Source organism: Arthrobacter sp. EpRS71 (genome assembly GCF_001512285.1).
In the GTDB taxonomy this organism is placed as follows: Bacteria; Actinomycetota; Actinomycetes; order Actinomycetales; family Micrococcaceae; genus Arthrobacter.
Genome location: NZ_LNUV01000004.1, coordinates 125745 through 148924, shown reverse-complemented (window position 1 = coordinate 148924; position 23180 = coordinate 125745). Strand labels below are relative to the sequence as shown.

The following is a 23180-nucleotide window of genomic DNA, read 5'->3' as shown; positions in this document are numbered from 1 at the left end:
GCATGATGCCCGCCTCCGGACCAAGAGCATAGAGTCGTAGCGTGGACAGAAGGCACGCAGTATATGAATGGTTCCGGATCAACCGCTTCAAAGTGGATATGACGGCGACGTCCTTGCTGATACTCCTTTTTGGTCCGGTCTATCTGCTGGCTTCACGACCTTGGCTATTTGTCCTTTCCTGCAGCCTGCTGCTCCCCCTGGCGTGGCGACGCACGCGCCCAGCCGTTGCCGCCGGCGTCGTAATCCTGGTGTGCCTGATCCAATGGGCGGTGGGCTCCGAGCCTGTGGCCGGCCAGATCGCAGTCCCCCTGGTCATCTACGCAACCGCGGCCTACGGGCCGGCGTGGGCAAGCCGCACAGTCCTGGTGGCCGGAATGGTGGGCGGCATCATGCTGACGACGCGTGAGTACTCCAGCACTACCGAGTCGGGCATTATGGGGCTCACCATTGGCGCCCTTTACACAGTGTTGATTTGGATGCTGGTGCTGGTGAGCTGGACCTTGGGTGACCTCACCCGGGTGCGGCGGCTCCAACTTCAGGCATTGGAAGACCGGACCCGAAGGCTCGAGGTGGAACAGCAGCAGGAGCGCCAGTTGGCCGCGGCCGACGAACGCTCGCACATCGCGCGCGAAATGCACGACATCGTTGCCCACTCACTGTCCGTCATCATCACCCAGGCGGACGGCGCACGGTACGCGGCCGCGGCGAAACCGGAGCTCGCCACCGAAGCGCTGGCCACCATCGCAGCAACGGGCAGGGACTCGCTGGGGGAAATGCGGCGGCTGCTTGGCGTCCTCCGCTCCAACGACGAGTCCCCTACCCGCCCGCAACCGCGGCTGTCAGACCTCGATGAACTCCTGCTGGGCTTCCGCGCGGCCACGCTCCAGGTCACCTTTGACCAGATCGGGGCAGCCCGCCGGGCACTTCCCGCCGGTGCCGAACTAACGGCATACCGCATCATTCAGGAAGCCCTCACCAACGTCATGAAACACGCCGGCCCTAAAGCTGTGGCCAGTGTGACGCTGACCTGGCAGGCCCGCGGCCTGCAATTGGACATCGTCGACGACGGCCGGGGCGCCGCCGCTGATCCGCCGTCGGCAGGTGGTGGCAACGGCCTGAGGGGTATGGGTGAGCGGGTCTCCCTCTACGATGGTTCCTTGGCCGCAGGCCCTGAACAGGGCGGCGGTTTCCGTGTGTCCGCTTTCATCCCCTATTCGGAGGCCTAAACCCATGTCTGACGTTCCTGCACCCATCCGGGTGGCCCTGGTTGATGACCAGCATTTGGTCCGTTCGGGTTTTGGCATGCTCATCAATTCACAGCCGGACCTTGAAGTGGTTGCCGAGGCCGGCAACGGAATTGAGGCTGTCCAAGCACTCAGCGCCACTGCAGCCGATGTGGTCCTGATGGATGTCCGCATGCCCGGGATGGACGGCATCGAAGCAACCCGGCGGATACTGGAGCAAGCAACTGCTCAGCCCTCGGGTTCCCAGCGGGCCGAGATCAAGATTGTGGTGCTGACCACCTTCGACCTCGATGAGTACGCCCTTGCCGCAATCCAGGCAGGTGCCAGCGGGTTCCTCCTGAAGGATGCGCCACCCGAGGAACTCCTCGAGGCTATCCGCACCGTTTACCGGGGCGATGCAGTGATCGCGCCGTCCACCACACGCCGCCTGCTGGACCACGTGGCGCCTCTTCTCAGAACACAGACTCCCGAGCAGAGTGAGCACGCCGCGGCAGTGGAACGCCTCACGGCCCGCGAGCGCGAGGTTTTCCAGCTGATCGCCCAGGGCCAGTCGAATCCCGAGATCGCGGCGGGGCTGTTCCTCTCCGAGGCGACGGTGAAGACCCATGTGGGCCATATCCTGGCCAAGCTTGGCGCCAGGGACCGGGTGCAGGTAGTGGTCATCGCCTATGAGACTGGGATTGTGTCCCCCGGAACCTAGGCTGCTCATACCGTTCGGCCTCCAAACTCAGACCACGGTATGACCAGGGCTTCCTGACAATGGGCCCGCAGCCCGATCCCGCCTGGCAAGGCTGAAACATAGCGTGGAAACATGACAACTTTCACGTCCTTCCCCCACCCGTCAGGATCCGGCCGGCCCGCAGGATCGAATGGCACCACTGCCCGTCCAGCCGTCGAGGCGCATGAGCTGACCAAAAGCTATGGGCGAGCCGATACCAGCGTCACTGCCCTGAACAAGGTGTCCGTGAGCTTCGACGCCGGAAAGTTCACTGCCATCATGGGACCCTCCGGTTCCGGCAAATCAACGCTCATGCATTGCCTTGCCGGCCTGGACAGTGCCGACTCAGGACGCATCGTCTTGGGCGGCACGGAACTTACGGGGCTCAACGACCGCCAACTCACGGCGCTCCGGCGGGAGCGGATCGGGTTCGTCTTCCAGGCCTTCAACCTGGTGCCAACGTTGACTGCCGAGCAGAACATCACGCTGCCGCTTGCCTTGGCTGGAACCACCGCCGACGCCGGATGGTTGGACACCGTGGTGAGCACCCTGGGGCTGAAGGACCGCTTGAAGCATCGTCCGCATGAGCTCTCCGGGGGCCAGCAGCAGCGTGTGGCTGTTGCCCGGGCCTTGCTGACCCGGCCGGACGTCGTGTTCGGAGATGAACCTACCGGGAACCTGGATTCGAAGGCCGGCGGAGAAGTCCTGGCCCTCCTGCGCAGGAGCAGCCAGGAGATGGGCCAAACCATCATCATGGTCACCCACGATCCCGTTGCTGCCAGCTATGCGGACCGCGTGGTGTTGATGAGCGACGGCGGACTGGTGGGCGAGATTCACAACCCCACCGCCGACTCTGTCCTGACCGGCCTCGGCAAGCTGGGGGCCTGAGGCATGTTGCGTGTTGCCCTTTCCCAAGTGACGACGCATTTCCGGCGGTTCGTTGCCATCGGCCTGGCCGTGATGTTGTCTGTCATGTTCCTCTCTTCCACGCTCATGGTGGGCGCGAGCACCAACGCATCTCTGGGTGCGAGCATCGGAGAGGCGTACCGGAACGCCGACCTCGTTGCCACGTCCAAGAACGGTGAAGCTTTTACCCAAGCTGCAGTGGATGCTGCCGCTTCGTCCCCGGCGGTGGAAGACAGCTATGCGGAGCGATCCACGTATGTGACGTTTGAGGCCGGCGGTGGAGAGCAGTATGGTCATCTCCGCAAGGTGGCCCCCACTTCCCTGGAAGGTGCCGTCCTTTCCTCGGGATCCATGCCTTCACAAGCATTGGACGCAGCAGTCGATGTGAAAACTGCCGCGCACTTGGGTCTCTCCGTTGGCAGCACTCTGGAGCTGCGCGGTGCCGGGCCGGTCAAGAACGCCAAGGTGACCATTACGGGCCTGATCCAGTCCACCAACGATCCTTTCTCGTCGTCAGCTGCCCAGTTGATTGCTTCCGAGTCCGTACTGAACGCAGTCCAAGATGCGGGGGCCGGCTTCGCTGGCCTCCAATTCGCGCTGAAGCCCGGAGAAGACGTGTCTGCGGCCAAGGAGTACATCGCGCACCGCATGGAATCCGCGGGCGCGGTTGACCCCGTGGTGGAAACTGCGCAGGAAAAGGTCACCTCCACCGTGGCCATGCTGAGCGCCGGTCAGGACCAGCTGACGGTTGTCCTGCTTGCCTTCGCCGGCGTCGCGATTCTGGTCTCCACCCTGGTGGTGGCCAACACCTTCTCAGTCCTGGTGGCTCAGCGGACCAGGGAACTGGCGCTCCTGCGCTGCCTGGGCGCCGGGCGGTCGCAGATCCGGGGATCTGTCATGCTCGAGGCACTCGTGGTGGGATTCGTTTCCTCGGTACTGGGCGTCCTTGCAGCCACCGGCCTGATGACCGGGCTGATTGCCTGGGCCAAGTCCCAACCCGAGCAAGCCTTCGCGACGTTGGCGGTGCCGCCGTCGGCCATCATTGCCGGCCTGGTGGCCGGAACCTTGCTGACCGTGGTGGCGGCGCTGGTGCCCGCCAAGGCCGCGACCGCCGTCGCGCCCCTTGCCGCCTTGCGGCCCGCCGATGACGCATCCGTGCGGAACCGTCGCGGCAAGTTCCGCTTGATACTGGGCCTCATCGCCCTCGCGGGTGGTTCTGCGCTGCTGGTGTACGGCAGCATGAAGGTGTCGCTTCCCCTTGCACTGCTGGGCGGTGCAGCCTCGTTCGTTGGCATCCTGCTCTGCTCATCACTGTTCATCCCCACCGTTGTGTCGCTGGCCGGGCGCCTGGCAGCTCCGGCCGGTGTTCCGGGCAAGCTCGCCGCTGTCAATGCCACCCGCAACCCCGCCCGCACGTCGGCAACCGCTGCTGCGCTGCTGATCGGTGTCACCCTGGTGTCCTTGATGATGACAGGCGCGGCCACCTCCCGGCAGGCGTTCAACGACACCCTGGCCGAAAATTATCCGGTGGACCTTTCCGCGCAGACCGCTGTGGACGGTGGACGCGACCCCGGCGATGCTGTCTCCCTAATCAAAGCCCTCGACGGCGTGAGCGCTGCGGTGCTGCTCCAACCGGTGGGAACGCTGAGTGATGCCACCACGCCCGATGGCGGCAGCACGATCTACAGCCTCAGCGCCACAGATGCCGGGTCGGTCCTCCGCGACAACCACCTCAAGCCCGCTCCGGGAACGGTCTACCTGCCTGAAGACTCCCCTGAGGGCCCTGCCACCATCACGACGGCGTCCGGCAACGTATCGCTCGACGCCAAGGTTCTGCGGACCCGCCACGTCCCGGGCTTCGTGGAGAGCACCAGTATCTCCTCAGCCCCACTGCCGGAAACACCTGCCATGGTGTGGGTGAAACTGGACGACTCCGTGTCAGCAGACCGGGTTCAGGCCATCCAGAAAGAAGTTGCCGCAGCGTTGGGAGTGCAGGAGCGCACCGTCAGCGGAGCTGCGATAGAGCGGGTGACCTTCAACAGCATCATCGACGTCCTGCTGCTGGTGGTTACGGGGCTGCTCGGTGTGGCAGTGGTTATTGCCCTGATCGGTGTGGCCAATACCCTGTCCCTTTCCGTCTTTGAACGGACACGGGAAAACTCGCTCCTCCGGGCGCTTGGCCTGACCAAAGGCCAACTCCGCGGGATGCTGGCCATCGAGGCTGTGCTTGTCGCAGGCGTGGCAGCGATCATGGGAGCCGGCATGGGCATTGTGTACGGATGGCTTGGAGCGCAGGCAACCCTGGGCGGCGTGGCCACTGTTGTTCCGGCTGTGCCGTGGCTGCAGTTGGCCGCAGTCTTCGGCGTCGCGGTGGTGGCCGGGCTCCTGGCATCGGTGATTCCTGCCCGGCGGGCGGCACGATTGTCGCCCGTCGAGGGGCTCGCTACCGCCTAAGCCCCCGACGCTCTATCAGCTAATCACCCTAAAACAGAAACGCTCTCTCACTTCCCCGGATAGACCGGAAGGAAGTGAGAGAGCGTTTCTTGTTGACGGCTGTGATGTGAGAGAAGGTTTATGCCTCGGCGGGGTCTTCGTACCGCGGGAAGACAGGTGCAGGTGCCGGCAGCTCTGTCCCCGCGACCAAAGGCGTCGCGATTGCGGCGAACTGGCGGGCCTCACCCTCCGGCTGGCCGAGCACCTCAAGGAACTTGGCCGACGACGACGGCATGACCGGCTGCGCGAGGATCGCCACGATCCGGACAACCTCCAAGGTGACGTAAAGGACCGTGTTCATGCGGTCGAGGTCCGTCTTGCGAAGTACCCACGGAGCTTGTTCAGCGAAATACGCGTTGGTGTCGCCGAGGACAGTCCAGATGGCTTCCAAGGCCCTGCTGAACTCCTGCTTGTCGAACGCCGCGCGGGCAGTTTCCAGCAGCTGGCCGGCTTGCGCCAACAAAGCGTTGTCCTCGGCGGTAAAGGTTCCGGGAACCGGGACCTTGCCTTCACAGTTCTTCGCCACCATGGACAGCGAACGCTGGGCCAGGTTACCGAAGTTGTTGGCCAGATCCGAGTTCATGCGGCCCACGATTGCTTCATGGTTATAGTTGCCATCCGCACCAAAGGGAACTTCGCGGAGGAAGAAGTAGCGGCACTGATCCAGGCCGTACTGTGCCACGAAGTCCTGCGGAGCCACCACGTTGCCCAATGACTTGGACATCTTCACGCCGTTGTTGGTGAGGAAGCCGTGGATCATGACGCGCTTGGGCAGCTCAAGGCCTGCACTCATCAGGAACGCCGGCCAATAAATCGCATGGAAGCGGGAAATGTCCTTGCCAATGACGTGGACGTCGGCCGGCCAGAATTTCTTGAAGGATTCCGAGTCGATATTCGGATACCCCACACCGGTCAGGTAGTTGGTCAGGGCATCAACCCAGACATACATAACGTGCTTCTCATCGCCCGGGACGGGAACGCCCCAGTCGAAGGTGGTGCGGCTAATGGACAGGTCCTCCAGACCACGACGCACGAAGCTGATGACCTCATTGAAGCGGGATTGGGGCGCACCGAACTCGGGGTATTCCTCATACAGAGCGAGGAGCTTCTCCTGATAGTTGGAGAGCCGGAAGAAGTAGCTCTCCTCGGCAGTCCATGTGACCAGGGTGTCCGTCTCCTTGGAGTAGCGAAGCCCGTCGTCCTTCACCACGGTGTCGTCCTCGACGTAGTATGCCTCGTCGCGGACGGAGTACCAGCCCTCGTATTTGGACAGGTAGATATCGCCGTTGGCTTCCATCTTCTTCCAGATGGCCTGGGAAGCGGCGTAGTGGTCCTGGTCCGTAGTGCGGATGAAGCGGTCATGGGAGATCCCCAAGTCCTGGCTCATCTGCTTGAAGGCTGCCGAGTTGCGGTCAGCGAGCTGCTTGGCAGTGATGCCTTCCTTCTCGGCTGACTGCTGCATCTTGAGTCCGTGCTCGTCCGTTCCTGTCATGAAGAACACTTCATGGCCATCAAGGCGCTTGAAGCGTGCCATGGCATCAGTCGCAATGACCTCATAAGCGTGGCCGATGTGCGGCACGCCATTGGGGTAGCTGATTGCGGTGGTGATGTAGAACGGGGATTTCTCTGGAGACGTCACTCTAAGAAGTTACCTTTTTTTGGGATGAAATAGCTTTAGTTAAGTTCGGTCAGCGTATCGCTGAGCCGCACCAGCTCGTGGTCGTGGGAGGCAACCAGCACGGCAATGCCATCGCTGGTGGTGTCCTTCAGAATGCCGATGATCCGGTTGGCTGCCGCACGGTCGAGGCTGGCCGTGGGCTCATCCACCACCAAGACGCGGGTTCCCAGGATCAGGGCACGGGCAATAGCTACGCGCTGCCGTTCACCACCGGAAAGCTGCGCAGGGCGATGACGCATGCGCCGCCCGAGTCCCACCAGGTCCAAGAGGTCCTTGGCCATCTCGGTGCGCTGTTCCACTTCGCCATCCGGCACAGCGGGGAGCAGGACGTTTTCCAGCGCGCTCATGCCGTCGATCAAGGCCCCGCCCTGGTCCACGTAACCGATCAGTGCCCGGCGGCGGTCCGCGATCTCGTCGTCGCCCATGCTGTCCAGGGGCTGGCCCTCCCAGAGGACCTTGCCCGACGTCGGGAGTGTCAGCCCGGCACTTACCGTCAGGATGCTGGTCTTACCGGAGCCGCTTCGACCAGCGATACAGTGCATCTCACCTGAGTGGAGGGTGAGGTTGAAGTCATCCACCACATCGACTTCTTCGGCACCGCCCTTATCGCCACCGTAGTGGATGGTGACACGGCTCAGCTCCAACGGGGTTGCGTGATCGGCAGCCCTGACAATGGTGTTGGCTCGGGTCTGCAAGGACTCTTCCGCGGACTCCGGGGTGGCCGTCGGCTCGGGGTTGAGTTTGTCAGTCATTTGACTACTTTCGTTGCAATCGGAATCCAGCAAATAACGGCCAACAGGCCAGCCAAACCGGCCCAGAGGGCCGCGTAGGGAGCCAGGAGCAAGCCCAGTCCCAAGGCACCGAGGACACCCAGGGGAAGTGCCACCGTGCCCACAAGTGCGTTTTCAAAGAAGCGGACCTGGCCCAGCATGTCCGGGTTCCATCCCATGGCACGCAAAGTACCGAGGTACTCCCGTTTGGCATGGAGTTCGAAACGGCCGGTGACCAAAGTCAGGAGCAGGCCAACCACCACACCGAAGACGGCGAGGATGACGCTTGGCAAGGCGATGCTTGCCGCGGCAAGACCGCTCAAGGCACTGGCGCCGGCTGCCCGGGGAATGTCGATCAGGAGCGCAATGAGGGCACCCACCGCTGCTCCGAACACACCCACCGCCACTGCCAGGGAGATCGAGTTGAAGCGGTTGGTGGTCAGTTGCCTGTTGGCGAAAGTCAGAGGCGAGTCGACAGTCACCAGGCGCTCGTCGTGCTGCGGTTCCTGGTCAATCACCACGCGGTGGCGCAGCTGCTGGGCTGCCAGCAATGCAGCACCGCTGTAGATGACAAGCATGGTCACCGAGACGATCACGGTGGCTATGTTCCAGCTCAGCAAGCTGAGGATGATTCCTGCTGCTGCGAGGGCTGCGGCACCCACGGCGAACTCTTCCAGGACCCAGGACCGGATGCGTTTCTGTGTCCAACCCATGGCGCGGAGGATTCCGGCTTCACTCCTGCGCTGACGGATATAGCTCACGGTGGAGGCACCCGTCAGGAGCGTGGCGCCAAGAAGCGTGAGGAACAGCAGGGTGACGTTGGTTCCGGTGAGGGAGCCGGACACGGCATCGGCGGCGTCCTGGCGCACCCACGACTGCTGGACGGTGCCCAGCGGCGATTCCTTGCCGGCGTCGTCCTTGCTGTAACCGGGGACGAAGATGTTGGCGTCTTCACGGGCGGAACCAGCCACGACAGTGGCTTCAAGACCGAGCTCGCGGATCTGGGTGGCAAGTTTCTCCACCTCGGGCTGTGCCGTTTTCCAGTTGCCGCTTGCTGACGCCTTGACCCGGATGGCGTCAATGACGTCGGCGTTGTTGTCGTAACCACGCGCTGCTGCCAGACCGTAGTAGTCGGTGATGGCGCCGGCGGACTGGCTGACCAGACCCGTAGCGCTGAGGGACGGCTTCAGTTCCGTGCCCTCCACCTCTTTGCCCTCAGCGTCCTTGCTGAGGGTCATGGGAGTGGGGTCGTAGCCGCCCAAAGGAAGCTTGTTGACATCCCCGGCAGCAGCCTTCACTGCAGCAGGGTCAAAGGTTCCGTACACCATGGGCAGCGGGGTAGCCGGCTTCTTGCCCGTTTCCAGGTCTTCCCGGTAGGAACGCTCGTCTACCGGTTTGCGTTGCGTCTGGTCCACGGCTGCCCCGAAGGAGGACTTCTCAGGCAGGCGGTTGACCGTTACCCAGTCCCCCGGCGTGGCGCTCTTGTCCGTTGCTCCGTTGGCGGCTTCATCGCCGTCCTGATACTTCGGAGCCGCAGCAAATGCGGTGCTCCAGGTGGCCGGGTTGTACAGCCCCTGGCTGAAGGAAGCCGTGCTGCCCAGCAATTGGCTGTGGTCAGTGGATCCCGGCCATTCGAGGGCGAACGGGGATTTGGACACGAACGGGAGGTAGTCCTTGTCCAAGGACCGTGTTGCGGTGCCAACCTCCTTGACCACCTTGCCGCTTGCATCAAGTTCCTCGATCTTCACCGAGTACTGAAGATCAAGGGAAGTGCCGGAACGAACAATCAGCGGAATAGCTTGGGAATCATCAGTCAGCAGGCCGTCACGTTTGGCCTGCTGGTACTGCGTCATCAGCGGCGCCCAGTACTTGAGCTTAACGCCCAGGAAATCCGGTCCCTCTTCCAGCTGATCCATGCTGAGGCCAGTGGTGAAGAGGCTTTCGAAATGGCGTCCAATGGCGCCGGCGTCACGTGCGTCTGCCGGAGGAGCCTTCTCCAGCGGCGCAAGGAAATCTCCTGCGGAGCCCAGCAGCGCCCGCTCAGCGGTCGGGTCAACGGCGACGACGGATTCTGTCACCTCAGGCGCCAGGGGAAGCGCCACGGAGAGATTGAAGAGATTGTGCTCCGAGCCCAGTGCCGGAGCCGGGAACTTGACGCCGGTCTCACCGTCAGGGCCGGCGATCCGGACGTTGGTCCCGCCCGCAGTCTGTTCCTGAATCAGGCGGCCCTTGCCCAAGGTACCTTCAGCACTGGTTTTGAACAGCGTCTGCTGGTTCACGCCGTCAGAGCTCGTGGCAGAGGCGGTCAAACGGTACTTCTTGGGGGAATCGGACAGCACGGATTCCGCTGCAGGCCACTTGCTGGAATCCATGGCGGAGGGATCCCCCGCAGTTACTGCGCCGGCGAGTCCTGCGTTGTATCCGAGGTAGTCCATGGCATTGAGGCGTGGTGCCTCAAGGTTCTGCGAGACACGGGAGACCAGGCTGATGGGCGCAGCCACGGCCGTTTGGCCCATGGTCCGGATCTTCTCAAGCTGTTCAAAGCTGATGCCGCCTTGGCCGTTGGCGATTTCCGGCTGGATCAATGCACCGCCGTCGCCATCTTGTGACTGATCAGGCTTGGCCTGGACCAGGATGTCGTAGAGTCCCCGCGAGTTCTCATCCACTGTCCTGTTCAGAGCCGCCTGCGACTGGCTCTGGACGAGGACGGATAAGCACATGGCGACGATCAAAATGGCCGCGGTCAGCAGCAGCACACGGCTTCTGATGAACCTTTGGACGGCGTTCATTGGGCTCCCTGAGACCTTGATTGCGGGCGCGCACACATTCACCGTGATTCCTCAAAAGACACAGAGGAATACCGGGCTGTGTGTGCAAAAAGTTGTGGCCGGCCTGCTGCCGGGTCCGAATCCCGGACCCAGCCATTGTAAGCAGACCGGCCACTCCTGCGTGCCAAGGTGTGTCGCCGGCACGCGAACCTAACTGATAAGAATCAGTGCTAGTCCTCCAGGTCCACTTCACGGACCATCTCTGCGCCGATACCGGCCTTGATGGCTTCCAGCACCTGCTGCGGAACGGAACTGTCGATGGTCAGGAGCGCCAGAACCTGGCCGCCTTCGGTCTGGCGTGCCACCTGCATCCCGCCGATGTTGATGTTGTTCATGCCCAGGATGTGGCCGATAGTGCCAATCACGCCCGGACGGTCGGCGTAAGCCACAACAACCAGGTGTTCGCTGATGGGAATCTCGACGTCGTACCCGTTGACCCCTACAAGCTTTTCAACCTGCTTGGGACCCGTCAGCGTTCCGGCAACGGAGATCTGGGAACCATCGCTGAGCGCACCACGGATGGTCAGGACATTACGGTAGTCCTCAGCGTCCGGGGTGGTGATGAGGCGGGTGTTGATCCCACGCTGTTCGGCGATCACGGGAGCATTGACGTAGGAGACCTGCTCGGTGACCACATCGGCGAAAACACCCTTCAGCGCGGCAAGCTCGAGCACCTTGACATCAAGTGCGGCAATTTCACCGGCCACCTCGACGTCGATCTGCGTCAAGGATGCGTGGGTCAGCGCAGTGAAGATACGCCCCAGCTTCTCGATCAGCGGGATACCCGGGCGAACGTCCGGAGCGATAACCCCACCGGCAACGTTCACGGCGTCCGGTACAAGCTCCCCGGCAAGGGCGAGGCGCACGGACTTGGCAACGGACACGCCTGCCTTCTCCTGCGCTTCGTCAGTGGATGCACCCAGGTGGGGGGTCACAATGACGTTGTCGAACTCGAAGAACGGCAGATCCGTACTGGGCTCCTTGACGAAGACGTCAACGCCTGCGCCGGCAATCTGGCCTTCCTTCAGCGCAATGTGGAGTGCTTCCTCGTCCACGAGGCCACCGCGGGCCACGTTGACCACGTAGGCCGTTTCCTTCATCTTGCGGAAAGCATCGGCGCCGAGCATCCCCACCGTTTCAGGTGTCTTAGGCATGTGAATGGTGATGAAGTCCGAGTTTTCCAGCAACTCATCCAGTGTGACCAGCTTGACGCCCAGCTGGGCTGCGCGGGCGGACGTGATGTAGGGGTCGTACGCCAGGATCTGAGCGTCGAAACCCTGGAGGCGTGCAGCCACCAAAGCACCAATGCGTCCCAGGCCGATGATGCCGATCTTCTTCTCAAAAAGTTCGATTCCGGTGTACTTGGAACGCTTCCACTCGCCGTTCTTCAACGCAGAGCTGGCCTGCGGAATGTGGCGGGCGAGGCTCAGAATGTGCCCAACCGTGAGTTCTGCGGCTGAGACGATGTTGGACGTCGGGGCGTTCACCACCATGACACCGGCCTGGGTTGCGGACTTGATGTCCACGTTGTCCAAGCCCACGCCTGCACGGGCGATCACCTTGAGGTTCTTTGCCGCGGCAATGGCTTCGGCATCCACTTGGGTAGCCGAGCGGACCAGAATGGCATCGACGTCGGCAATGGCGGACAGCAGCTGGGAACGGTCGGCGCCGTCGGTCTGTCGGATTTCAAAGTCCGGGCCCAATGCCTCAACTGTGGCGGGCGAAAGTTCCTCGGCGAGGAGGACGACGGGTTTGCTGGCTGACACGGGGAGGCACCTTACTTTGGACAACTTTGGACAGAACTGGACAAGGAGCGGATGCGTGGCCCGGGGCACGGCGCCGGGACCAGCCCAGAATATCGAATCCGGGCGGGGATTCCTGTGCCGGGGAGGGATGTTACGGCCACACCGGCAGTGGTTGTGAAGAAGTTCACAGCCCACGCGATTGTGCAAGTCGCTGGAGAAGACTGTGCAAATCGCTGGAGAAATGGCGGTTGATATGCGACGACGCCCGCCCGGCTGTGATGACCGGACGGGCGTCGTAGTGCGCAGCCGTTAGGCCGGCACCGAAGGATCAGCGGGCTGCGGAACCTTCGACGTAGTCAGCGTCCTGCTGCTGCCAGGAGAACAGGGAGCGCAGTTCGCGGCCAACCTCTTCGATGGGGTGCTGCTCTGCCTTGGCGCGCAGCTCCTTGAACTCGGTGCCACCGTTGTCCTGATCGTCGATGAAGCGCTTGGCAAAAGCACCGCTCTGGATGTCCGCCAGGACAGCCTTCATGTTTTCCTTCACCTCGGGGGTGATGACGCGCGGGCCGGAGACGTAGTCGCCGTACTCTGCGGTGTCGGAAACACTCCAGCGCTGCTTGGCGATGCCACCTTCCCACATGAGGTCAACAATGAGCTTGAGCTCGTGGAGGACCTCGAAGTAGGCGATCTGCGGCTGGTAGCCGGCTTCGGTCAGGGTCTCGAAGCCGTACTGGACCAGCTGGGAAACGCCGCCGCAAAGGACGGACTGCTCGCCGAACAGGTCGGTTTCGGTCTCTTCGGTGAAGGTGGTCTTGATGACGCCGGCGCGGGTTCCACCGATTGCCTTGGCGTAGGACTTCGCAAGGTCCCAAGCGGAACCGGTTGCGTCCTGCTCCACAGCGATGATGTCCGGGATACCGCGGCCGGCTTCGAACTCGCGGCGCACAGTGTGACCCGGAGCCTTCGGGGCGATCAGGATGACGTCAACGCCAGCGGGAGCTTCGATGTAGCCAAAGCGGATGTTGAAGCCGTGTGCGAACGCAAGTGCCTTGCCCTCGGTCAGCTTGTCCTTGATGGAGTCGTTGTAGATCGAGCGCTGGTGCTGATCCGGTGCCAGGATCATGATGACGTCGGCCCATTCGGCGGCGTCAGCTACGTTCTTGACAGTGAAGCCTGCGTCCTCTGCCTTGGCGGCCGACTTTGAGCCGTCCTTCAGCGCGATAACAACCTCGACGCCGGAATCGCGGAGGTTCAGTGCGTGGGCGTGGCCCTGCGAGCCGTAGCCAACGATTGCTACCTTGCGGCCCTGGATGATCGACAGGTCTGCGTCGTCGTCATAGAACATTTCAGTCACTTGCGTAACTCCTCTTGAGTGGTTTTTCTTAGATATTGATAGTGGTGCTGCGGTACTGGGCTCAACGAATGGCGATTCACGCCGAACGGAGCGCCCTGTCACTCATGGAGCGGGATCCCCGTCCAACGGCCAAGGTGCCGGACTGCACGATTTCACGGATGCCGAACGGCTCGAGCACTGACAGCAGCGCAGCGAGCTTCTCGGGGGTACCGGTTGCCTCAATCACCAACGAGTCTGTGGACACATCGACGACTGCGGCACGGAACAGGTCTGCAGCTTGGGTAACCTGCAGACGTGTCGCGGCATCCGCACGTACCTTGACCAGGATGTGGTCACGTTGTACGGAAGATTCGGAAGTCAGCTCCACAATCTTGATCACGTTGACCAACTTGTTGAGCTGCTTGGTGACCTGCTCAATGAGGTCGCCGTCGGCATCGACGACAACCGTCATGCGGGACATGCCTGGAACCTCGGTGGGTCCCACAGCGAGGGAATTGATGTTGAACGCGCGCCGGGCGAAGAGACTGGCCACGCGGGTCAGCACGCCGGGCTTGTCTTCGACCAGAACGGACAGTGTGTGACGGCTCATGCCTAGTCCTCCTCTTCCCATTCCGGGGTCATGTTGCGGGCAACCTGGATCTGGTCATTGCTAACGCCCGAAGGCACCATCGGCCACACCATCGAGTTGGGGCTCACAACGAAGTCGATGACCACCGGGCGGTCATTGATTTCCAGCGCCTTCTGGATGGTGGCGTCAATGTCTTCGTCGCGCTCACAACGCAGTGCTGCGCAACCGTAGGCATCAGCCAGTTTCACGAAGTCCGGAATCCGGACGGTGTCGTGGCCTGTGTTCAGATCCGTGTTCGAGTAACGGCCCTCGTAGAACAGTGTCTGCCATTGGCGGACCATGCCCAGCGAGGAGTTGTTGATGATGGCGACCTTGATCGGGATGTTGTTGATGGCGCAGGTGGCCAGTTCCTGATTGGTCATCTGGAAGCAGCCGTCACCGTCGATGGCCCACACCACACGGTCCGGTTCGCCCACCTTGGCGCCCATGGCTGCCGGAACCGAGTATCCCATGGTTCCTGCGCCACCGGAGTTCAGCCAGGCGTGGGGGCGCTCGTACTTGATGAACTGCGCGGCCCACATCTGGTGCTGGCCAACGCCGGCAACGTAGATTCCTTCCGGACCCGTGAGCTCGCCGATGCGCTTAATCACGCGTTGGGGAGCGGTGAGGCCGTCTTCGGGCTCGGTCCATCCCAGGGGGTAGGTGTCGCGAAGGTTGCCCAGGAAAGCCCACCAGGCATCCAGGTCCGGGGTCCCACTTAGTTCAAATTGCGTCTTCACGGCCTCGGTGAGTTCCGGAATGATTTCCTTGACCGAACCAACGATCGGGACATCGGCAGTGCGGTTCTTGGAGATTTCCGCGGGGTCGATGTCTGCGTGGATGACCTTGGCAAAGGGGGCAAAGGTCTTCAGCACGCCGGTAACGCGGTCATCGAACCTGGCACCGAGGGTGATCAGGAGGTCGGCCTGCTGGAGGGCAGTGACGGCGGAAACGGAACCGTGCATGCCGGGCATGCCCACGTGCTGGGGGTGCGAATCGGGGAACGCGCCCCGGGCCATCAGGGTGGTGACCACGGGCGCACCCGTAGCCAACGCGAGCTCCATGAGCTCTGCGGAGGCGTGGCCCTTGACCACACCACCGCCCACGTAGAGGACCGGTTTGCTGGAAGCAGCGATCAGCTTGGCAGCTTCACGGACCTGCTTGTTGTGGCCCCGCACCACGGGACGATAACCGGGCAGATCCACCTTCGGCGGCCAGGAGAAGGTCATCTGGCCAACCTGGGCGTCCTTGGCGATGTCCACCAAAACGGGGCCCGGACGGCCCGTGGACGCCAAGTGGAAAGCTTCTGCCATGACGTGCGGGATGTCGTTGGGGTCGGTGACCAGGAACGAGTGCTTGGTGATGGGCATCGTGATTCCCACGATGTCCGCTTCCTGGAAGGCATCGGTGCCGATGACTCCACTGGAAACCTGTCCAGTGATGGCCACCATTGGCACGGAGTCCATGTGGGCGTCCATGATGGCGGTAACGAGGTTGGTGGCACCGGGTCCCGAGGTGGCGATGCAAACGCCAACCCGTCCGGTAACCATGGCGTAGCCTTGCGCGGCGTGGCCGGCTCCCTGTTCGTGACGGACCAGGATGTGATTCATGCTGGAAGCCATCAAGGGGTCGTAGGTGGGCAGGATCGCGCCACCGGGCAAACCGAAAATATCGTCCACGCCGAGTTCTTCGAGCGAGCGGACAATTGCTTGCGAGCCGGACATCACCGTTGGGGGTACAACGGTGTTCGGCCCAAGTACAGGAGAGAGAGGTGCAGCAGCGTCGACAACGACGGCCTCAGCCGTACGGTCGATCTTTTCCGGAGCTTTGTGGGCTCCAGCGGACTTTGCAGCCATCAGCGAGGGGCTGATCGGCGATCCTTTGCTCATCGGACTCTTCCTTAGTGGATCTTCATTAGATGGGTCTTGCTTCGGGGAATAAAAAAACCCCTCAGCCTTCCGGCTCTTCGAGGGGTTTGCGCGTGACGGTTCGTTACCAGTCGGGCTAAGCCACGCGCTTGGTAAGGACGACGACGCCGACGGTAACGAATGTGATCATGCGTTCAGTGTTCCCTCAAAGTGAGATACGTGTCAATTGACGACTATCGTATCTCACTATTTGGACAGTGATGTCCGCCTGCCGGACGCCGGCCGTCTCGTGACAGCCGGCGTTCAGCAGGAATTATCCGCAGTAGGCCCCGGTGGAGGCACTGTGAACCAGCTTGGCGTACTTGGCCAACACGCCCTTGGTGAACTTGGCAGGCAGCGGCTCCCACCCCACCTTGCGGGCTTCGAGTTCGGCATCGTCCACCAGGAGGTCGAAGGAACGTGCGGCGATGTCCACACGAATGCGGTCGCCGTCCTTCACGAAGGCAATAGGACCACCGTCTACGGCTTCAGGAGCAACGTGGCCAATGCACAAACCTGTTGTGCCACCCGAGAACCGGCCATCGGTCAGCAGCAGCACATCCTTGCCAAGGCCTGCGCCCTTAATGGCTCCGGTGATGGCCAGCATTTCGCGCATGCCCGGGCCACCCTTGGGGCCTTCATAGCGGATGACCACGACGTCGCCCTTGCTGATTTCCCCGTTATCCAACGCGCTGAGGGCGCCCTGCTCACGCTCGAAGACCCGGGCCGTTCCCTCAAAAAGGTCCGCATCGAAGCCGGCGCTCTTCACTACTGCGCCTTCGGGGGCCATGGAACCGTGAAGGATGGTGATGCCACCGGTCTTGTGGATCGGGTTGTCCAAGGCGCGGAGGATTTTGCCATCAAGGTCCGGCGGGTTGATCGAGGCAAGGTTTTCAGCGAGGGTCTTGCCGGTAACGGTGAGGCAGTCACCGTGCAGCAGTCCGGCGTCGAGCAGTGCCTTCATGATGACCGGCACACCGCCAATCTTGTCGACGTCCGTCATGACGTAGCGGCCGAAAGGCTTGAGGTCCCCCAGATGCGGGATTTTGTCGCCGATGCGGTTGAAGTCGTCCAGCGTCAGCTCAACTTCGGCTTCGCGGGCGATCGCGAGCAGGTGCAGCACGGCGTTGGTGGAACCACCGAACGCCATGGTGACGGCAATGGCGTTCTCGAAGGCTTTTTTGGTCATGATGTCGCGGGCCGTGATGCCCAGGCGCAGCAGGTTTACCACCGCTTCGCCGGACTTGCGGGCAAAATCATCACGACGGCGGTCTGCCGACGGTGGGGCGGCTGAACCCGGGAGGGACATGCCCAGGGCCTCACCGATGCACGCCATGGTGTTGGCCGTGTACATCCCGCCACAGGCGCCTTCGCCGGGACAGATGGCCTTTTCGATACGGGTAAGGTCTTCCATGCTCATTTTGCCGGCGGCACAGGCACCCACCGCTTCGAAGGCATCAATGAGGGTAACTTCCTTCTCCGAGCCGTCTTCAAGCTTGACCCAGCCCGGCATGATGGAGCCTGCGTACAGGAAGACCGATGCGAGATCCAGGCGGGCGGCAGCCATGAGCATGCCCGGGAGGGACTTGTCACAGCCGGCCAGGAGCACCGAGCCATCGATGCGCTCGGCCTGCATCACGGTTTCCACGGAGTCCGCGATCACCTCACGGGAGACCAGGGAGAAGTGCATGCCCTCGTGGCCCATGGAAATGCCGTCAGAGACGGAGATGGTGCCGAACTGCATCGGGAAGCCGCCGCCGGCGTGGACCCCTTCCTTAGCGCCCTGGGCAAGTCGGTTCAGGGAAAGGTTGCAGGGGGTGATCTCGTTCCACGAACTGGCGACACCAATTTGGGGCTTGGCGAAGTCCTCGTCGCCCATGCCCACCGCGCGGAACATGCCACGGGCCGGTGCTGCGTGAATGCCGTCGGTCACCACCCGGCTGCGGGGTTTGATGTCCGGCGTGTTATCTGTCGCAATCTGGGTGGTGTCACTCATGGTCCAAAGTCTATGTGCACCGGGCAACTACCAACGCTCTATGACTCGTTAAGTTCCTTGGCGATGGCCGCAGCTTCACTCTTAAGCATGTCCAGGACGATGGCGATGGTGCCTCTCGCGGCGACCTCCTGCCGGGACAACGCCACAATGCTTCTGCTGGCTTTTACCTCATCGAGAGGCCGAAGTACGAGCCCCCGCCGCGCACTGGCCCGGGCCGTGTACCGCGGCAGGAGGCAAATACCGTGCCCTGCTCCCACCAGGGCCTCAAGCACCCTCAGGTCCGGGTACCGCTGCCCCCTCAAGGCTTGCCTGCCGGCATGGAGTTCGATTTGGCGAAGCACTGTATCGAAGGGGAATCCCTCCGGTACGCCGATCCACGGGTAGTCCACCACGTCCTGGGGGCTGAGCCGCGCCTTGGCGGCCAGGGGATGACCAGCGGGCATGGCAACGTCCAGCGCTTCTTCCAAAAGCGGCACCACCGTCAGGCCCCTCCTGGCAAAAACCTCCGGCCCGTCCACGCTGTGCGCCAGAACAATGTCGTAATCCGCCACCAGCGGGGCGAAGTGGGCGGTTCCCGGGTCCTCGAAATGAGCATCGAAGCTCAGCCCGTCCATGGAGGCAACACGGTGCAGCACCCCTGGAAGCAGCATTTCCGCGGCACTGGGAAAGAAGGCTGCGGAGACCCGTGTTTGCCAGCCTCTCCGGTAGGTGTCAAGGGTGGACTCTGCCCTTGCCATGGCCGTAGCGATATCCGAGGCCGCCGCTGCCATGGCCAGCCCGGCTTCGGTCAGCTGAACGCCGCGGCCCACCTTCTCCACCAGGACGACGCCGATCTCTGCCTGCAGTGTTTTGAGCTGCTGCGAAACCGCCGAGGCCGTGACATTCAAGGCCTCGGCGGTGGCGCCAACACTTTGCCGGTCCGCCAATTCGCGCAGAATCTGCAGCCTTTTGAAGTCCATGGAGCCAGACTAAGCGACTCAAAGAAATTACCGGCACCGGAATTATTCCCGACCCCCACATAGACAGGAAGCTGATATTTCGAGCGAAGCAGCAGGTCAAACGCTGGACAGCCCATTAGCAGGCACGTAACGTCGGGATTACCACGAGCTGCACCCCAGTGAGCAGAAGGGCCTCCAACCATGGACTGGATTATTTGGGTCATTGTCATTGTTTTGGTCGTTGCTATTGTTTGGTGGCTGATGAACCGCAACAAGACGCGGAATACCGATTCCACCTCAAGCCAAACCACCGCCGATGTTCGCCCCGGAGAGCTTTCCGGCGCTACTCCCCCGGCTGCGACGTCGCCCAGCAACTCTGCCTCTGTGCCTGATGCCGGTGTGGTCGCAGCAGGCGTGGCAGGTTTGGCGGGTGTGACCAACCTCGGTAAGGCAGCCGCCGAGGGCAGCGGCCCGAAGGTCGACGAACCTGACACCAAGGAACCCGCCCCTTCAGCACCCGCCGCTTCCGAAGGAAACTCCGAGGCCTCCCCCGCCACAGCTGATGTGGAGGCAGAGCCACGGACCGCCGTCGACGACGCACCGGCAGTAGTCGACTCTCATGTTCAGCCGGAGCCAACACCAGGATTGACCGTTGCGGAACCCGTTATCGCAACCCCCACAGTTGCCGAACCTGTGATCGACGAACCAGTGGTGGATGAACCGCGAGTGGACACTGAAGCAAAGGTCCATGCAGCCGACGCCGGCGATGTTGACGACTGGGACGCAGGTTCCGCCGCGGCAACCTCCGAGCCCACGCCCGATCCGGCAGTGGCCAGCGAGTCATCAGGCGCGGATGCGGCAGCGGATAAGGCAGAGTGGGAATCGTCGTGGACCGATGCCAACGGCACCCCGGTTCATCACCACGAGTACACCGACGCACATGCACCCACCCTTCCGGGCGCCGAATCCGCTGCGGCCGAAGATTCGGCCGGTTCGGGTCATTTGGCCGTCGAGCACCCGTACGGCACAGGATCTTCCAGCGCACCAGGGGACGCCTATCCCGTCAAGGCCAGCGCATCTGCCATGACGTACCACGACGAAGACACTGCGGGCTATGACGAGGCTGCCGCTGATGTGTGGTTCGAATCGTCCGCGCACGCCGAAGCTGCCGGTTTCCGGCCACCCCGCCGCAGCAGGCACTGAGTCCCATCGCGCGGCAGGAATCCAGCAGCCATGAACACAGGCCGGCACCCTTGGGAACGGCGCGGGCACCCGATGCGTGCTCTTGCATTTACCCTGCTCGCCCTGATGCTTGCCCTGACCGGATGCACCGGCAGTCCATCGTCGCCCGGCACGGCGGCAACACCTGGGGCATCAACGAGCCAGGGAGGGTCAGCCGCGCCCGGGCCCCCTTCCACGGGAGCCGGGCAAACGGCGCCTGCGTCGCCGCAGATTCCGGAAGTCACCCGGAAGCTCGACGCCGGACTGCAGCTGCCGTGGTCGGTGGTCTTCCTGCCGGATGGCACAGCTGTGGTGTCCGAGCGCGATTCCGCCCAAGTCAAGAGCATCCGCAACGAGCAAACCACCACCGTAGGCGAGGTGCCCGGCGTCGACCCCGGCGGGGAAGGCGGACTGTTGGGCTTGGCCCTCTCGCCCGACTTCGCAACGGACCGCTGGCTGTATGCCTACTTCACAGCCCCCGGCGATAACCGGATTGCCCGCATGAAACTCACCGGGGATACGGGTGGCTCACTGGCTTTGGGCGAGGCTGAGGTGATCTTCTCCGGAATGCCCAAAGCGTCCACGCATAACGGCGGCCGGATCAGGTTCGGCCCGGATGGGTTCCTCTATGTAGGTACCGGTGACTCCCAGCGCCGGGACCAGCCGCAGGATACAAACGCCTTGGGTGGCAAGATTCTTCGGCTCACTCCGGAAGGGCGTCCGGCCACGGGAAATCCTTTCGGCAACAATCCCGTATACAGCTACGGGCACCGGAACGTGCAGGGCCTTGCCTGGGACAGTGACGGACGGCTCTGGGCAAGCGAGTTCGGCCCGGACGTGGATGACGAATTGAACCTGATCACCCCTGGAGGAAACTACGGTTGGCCCACGGTGACGGGCGCGCCGGGACGCAGCGACCTGATCGATGCGAAGGTCGTCTGGCCGTCAACGTCGGACGCCTCACCCAGCGGGCTCGAAATTGTGGATGGCGTGGCCTACACGGGCGCGCTTCGCGGCCAACGCTTGTGGGCGGTTCCCCTCGATGGGGAGACCGCAGGCACCCCTGTGGCCTACTTCACAGGACAATACGGGCGCCTGAGGGACGTGGCCCGCGCCCCCGACGGCACGCTGTGGGTCATCAGCAACAACAGAAACCCTGATTTTGCGCTGATTCTGAGGGTTGCTCCGTGAAGCCAGAGGCGACAAGCTGCGGATTTCACACTTCGGCGGAAGTCGTGTAGAGTTACATGTCGTTGCGGAGATCGCCGGGGAAATAAAAAGCTCCCGGGTGAGATCCAAATCAACAGCTGCACCTCTAGCTCAACTGGCAGAGCAATTGACTCTTAATCAATGGGTTCCGGGTTCGAGTCCCGGGGGGTGCACCAAGGAAAAGGCCTTGGAGTGAATTTCACTCCAAGGCCTTTCTTGTTGTTTAATGCCGCTCTAGGAGAGCAACCACATGGCGTTCATCACGCATGGCCCTTTATGGTCCGTGGCCACAAAAAAGTGGTGTAGAGTTATTTGTCGTTGCGGAGGTCAACGGGGAATGCGAATTCCCCGAATAAGCCGAAACAATAGCTGCACCTCTAGCTCAACTGGCAGAGCAATTGACTCTTAATCAATGGGTTCCGGGTTCGAGTCCCGGGGGGTGCACCATAAAGCTAAAGGCTCCGGATCGTATCTACGATCCGGAGCCTTTAGCGTTTCCATGCCGGGGCTTCCCGAAGGAAACCCCGGCCACATGCTGAGGTCAGGCCTGGGGCAAGTCGGTGTCGGTCTGGTGGGCTTCCGGCTCCGGCAACCCCGCCAGGCCGCGGACGACTATCCTAAGTTCCTCGCGCAGCCGGACGGTATCCACGGCTACGGGGGACAAAACATCCTGTTCGAGCTTTACTGCTTCAGCTAGAGCTTCAATTCCGGCGTCAGTCAGGGTTACCACGTGACTTCGGCGGTCTGAATCACTGCGTTGCCGGGTGACATGCCCGTGCAGTTCAAGCCTTGCGAGGGTGGTACCCATGGTCTGGGCCTTGACCCGCGCAAGTTCGGCCAAAGCTGCCTGGGTGATGGCTCCCTTGGCAGCCAACACTTGCATCGCAATGACACCGGCGTGGGTCAGGCCGATGGACTTCAATTTTTCGTTCCACGAGATTTCCACCAAGCGCGCGGCTGTTGAAAGCAAACGGGTGGTGGGCCATCTCTCCATATCTGGCATGCCGACAGTATATGCGTCGAAGGGGTGAGGGCGCGGCTTCTCCCACTAAACTGGAAAATCGCGAACACTGGCAAGGAGAACATTTTGGCTGAACGACTTATCCCGGGAGACGTCGCCCCGGACTTCACACTTCAGGATGAAACCGGTAAAAGCGTGAGCTTGTCGGACCTCCACGAACGTAAAACCATCCTCTATTTCTATCCCGCTGCTTCCACGCCCGGGTGCACCAAGGAAGCATGCGATTTCCGCGACACGCTGGGATCCCTGCAGGCTGCCGGATACGAGGTTGTCGGCGTCTCCCCCGATCCCGTCAAGGCACTCGCGGCGTTCCACGAAGAAGAACAGCTGACCTTCCGGTTACTCTCGGATGAGGACCACGCCGTCGCCGAGGCATATGGGGCATGGGGCGAGAAGAAAAACTACGGGCGCAGCTACATGGGATTGATCAGATCCACCTTTGTGGTTGATCCCGATGGAAAGATTTCCCTTGCCCAATACAACGTGCGCGCCACCGGGCACGTTGCCAAACTCCGGCGGGATCTCCAGCTGGACAAGTAACGGGT

Annotated in this window: 17 protein-coding genes and 2 tRNA genes; 9 read left to right on the top strand and 10 right to left on the bottom strand. The window is 62.2% G+C overall.

Annotation, left to right across the window (positions count from 1 at the left end; genetic code table 11):
* The first annotated feature begins 41 nt into the window (after positions 1-41).
* The 4 genes from AR689_RS08055 (at position 42) to AR689_RS08040 (ending at position 5322) form a co-directional block, all read left to right on the top strand.
* Positions 42-1226, top strand: a complete 1185-nt coding sequence (locus tag AR689_RS08055) for a sensor histidine kinase (RefSeq protein WP_062068908.1) — start codon at positions 42-44, stop codon at positions 1224-1226.
* Positions 1227-1230: 4 nt separating this feature from the next.
* Entirely contained in the window at positions 1231-1944 is a 714-nt protein-coding gene (locus AR689_RS08050; RefSeq protein WP_082697846.1) for a response regulator, read from the top strand.
* 111 nt (positions 1945-2055) lie between these two features.
* Entirely contained in the window at positions 2056-2850 is a 795-nt protein-coding gene (locus AR689_RS08045) for an ABC transporter ATP-binding protein (protein WP_062068906.1), read from the top strand.
* 3 nt (positions 2851-2853) lie between these two features.
* Positions 2854-5322, top strand: coding sequence for an ABC transporter permease (locus AR689_RS08040; protein WP_062068904.1), 2469 nt, complete (start codon positions 2854-2856; stop codon positions 5320-5322).
* A gap of 118 nt (positions 5323-5440) precedes the next feature.
* Here the strand turns inward: AR689_RS08040 and metG are convergent, their stop codons facing one another.
* The 9 genes from metG to AR689_RS07995 all read right to left on the bottom strand — a co-directional run bounded on the left by metG (position 5441) and on the right by AR689_RS07995 (position 19205).
* Positions 5441-7000 (bottom strand): methionine--tRNA ligase, encoded by a 1560-nt coding sequence (gene metG, locus AR689_RS08035; protein ID WP_062068902.1) that lies wholly within the window; start codon positions 6998-7000, stop codon positions 5441-5443.
* A 35-nt stretch (positions 7001-7035) separates the two neighbouring features.
* Complete coding sequence (locus tag AR689_RS08030; protein ID WP_062068900.1) at positions 7036-7791, bottom strand: ABC transporter ATP-binding protein; 756 nt, start codon at positions 7789-7791, stop codon at positions 7036-7038.
* Positions 7788-10598 (bottom strand): FtsX-like permease family protein, encoded by a 2811-nt coding sequence (locus AR689_RS08025; protein WP_062068898.1) that lies wholly within the window; start codon positions 10596-10598, stop codon positions 7788-7790. Before AR689_RS08025 ends, AR689_RS08030 begins: the two co-directional genes overlap by 4 nt.
* A 209-nt stretch (positions 10599-10807) precedes the next feature.
* A complete protein-coding gene (serA, locus tag AR689_RS08020; protein ID WP_062068896.1) occupies positions 10808-12403 on the bottom strand; it encodes a phosphoglycerate dehydrogenase in 1596 nt (531 codons plus the stop codon).
* A 307-nt stretch (positions 12404-12710) separates the two neighbouring features.
* Positions 12711-13736, bottom strand: coding sequence for a ketol-acid reductoisomerase (gene ilvC, locus AR689_RS08015; RefSeq protein WP_024817201.1), 1026 nt, complete (start codon positions 13734-13736; stop codon positions 12711-12713).
* A 76-nt stretch (positions 13737-13812) separates the two neighbouring features.
* Positions 13813-14325, bottom strand: coding sequence for an acetolactate synthase small subunit (gene ilvN, locus AR689_RS08010; protein ID WP_011775174.1), 513 nt, complete (start codon positions 14323-14325; stop codon positions 13813-13815).
* A 2-nt stretch (positions 14326-14327) separates the two neighbouring features.
* The gene (locus AR689_RS08005; protein WP_062068894.1) at positions 14328-16232 is read right to left on the bottom strand and encodes an acetolactate synthase large subunit; all 1905 of its coding nucleotides are present in this window, start codon (positions 16230-16232) and stop codon (positions 14328-14330) included.
* A gap of 292 nt (positions 16233-16524) precedes the next feature.
* Positions 16525-18246, bottom strand: a complete 1722-nt coding sequence (gene ilvD, locus AR689_RS08000; protein ID WP_062068891.1) for a dihydroxy-acid dehydratase — start codon at positions 18244-18246, stop codon at positions 16525-16527.
* A gap of 38 nt (positions 18247-18284) precedes the next feature.
* Positions 18285-19205, bottom strand: coding sequence for a LysR family transcriptional regulator (locus tag AR689_RS07995; protein ID WP_062068889.1), 921 nt, complete (start codon positions 19203-19205; stop codon positions 18285-18287).
* 180 nt (positions 19206-19385) lie between these two features.
* Between AR689_RS07995 and AR689_RS07990 the strand changes: the two genes are divergently transcribed.
* From AR689_RS07990 to AR689_RS07975, 4 genes are all read left to right on the top strand, one after another.
* Positions 19386-20387 (top strand): sunset domain-containing protein, encoded by a 1002-nt coding sequence (locus tag AR689_RS07990; RefSeq protein ID WP_231745468.1) that lies wholly within the window; start codon positions 19386-19388, stop codon positions 20385-20387.
* A gap of 30 nt (positions 20388-20417) precedes the next feature.
* Positions 20418-21596 (top strand): PQQ-dependent sugar dehydrogenase, encoded by a 1179-nt coding sequence (locus AR689_RS07985; protein ID WP_062068887.1) that lies wholly within the window; start codon positions 20418-20420, stop codon positions 21594-21596.
* Between the two features lie 118 nt (positions 21597-21714).
* A tRNA-Lys gene (locus AR689_RS07980) sits at positions 21715-21790 on the top strand.
* A 195-nt stretch (positions 21791-21985) separates the two neighbouring features.
* Positions 21986-22061: transfer RNA gene (locus AR689_RS07975), tRNA-Lys, on the top strand.
* Positions 22062-22155: 94 nt separating this feature from the next.
* Here the strand turns inward: AR689_RS07975 and AR689_RS07970 are convergent.
* A complete protein-coding gene (locus AR689_RS07970) occupies positions 22156-22617 on the bottom strand; it encodes a MarR family winged helix-turn-helix transcriptional regulator (protein WP_082697845.1) in 462 nt (153 codons plus the stop codon).
* An 84-nt stretch (positions 22618-22701) separates the two neighbouring features.
* Between AR689_RS07970 and bcp the strand changes: the two genes are divergently transcribed.
* Positions 22702-23175, top strand: coding sequence for a thioredoxin-dependent thiol peroxidase (bcp, locus tag AR689_RS07965; RefSeq protein ID WP_062068883.1), 474 nt, complete (start codon positions 22702-22704; stop codon positions 23173-23175).
* The last annotated feature ends 5 nt before the right edge of the window (positions 23176-23180 follow it).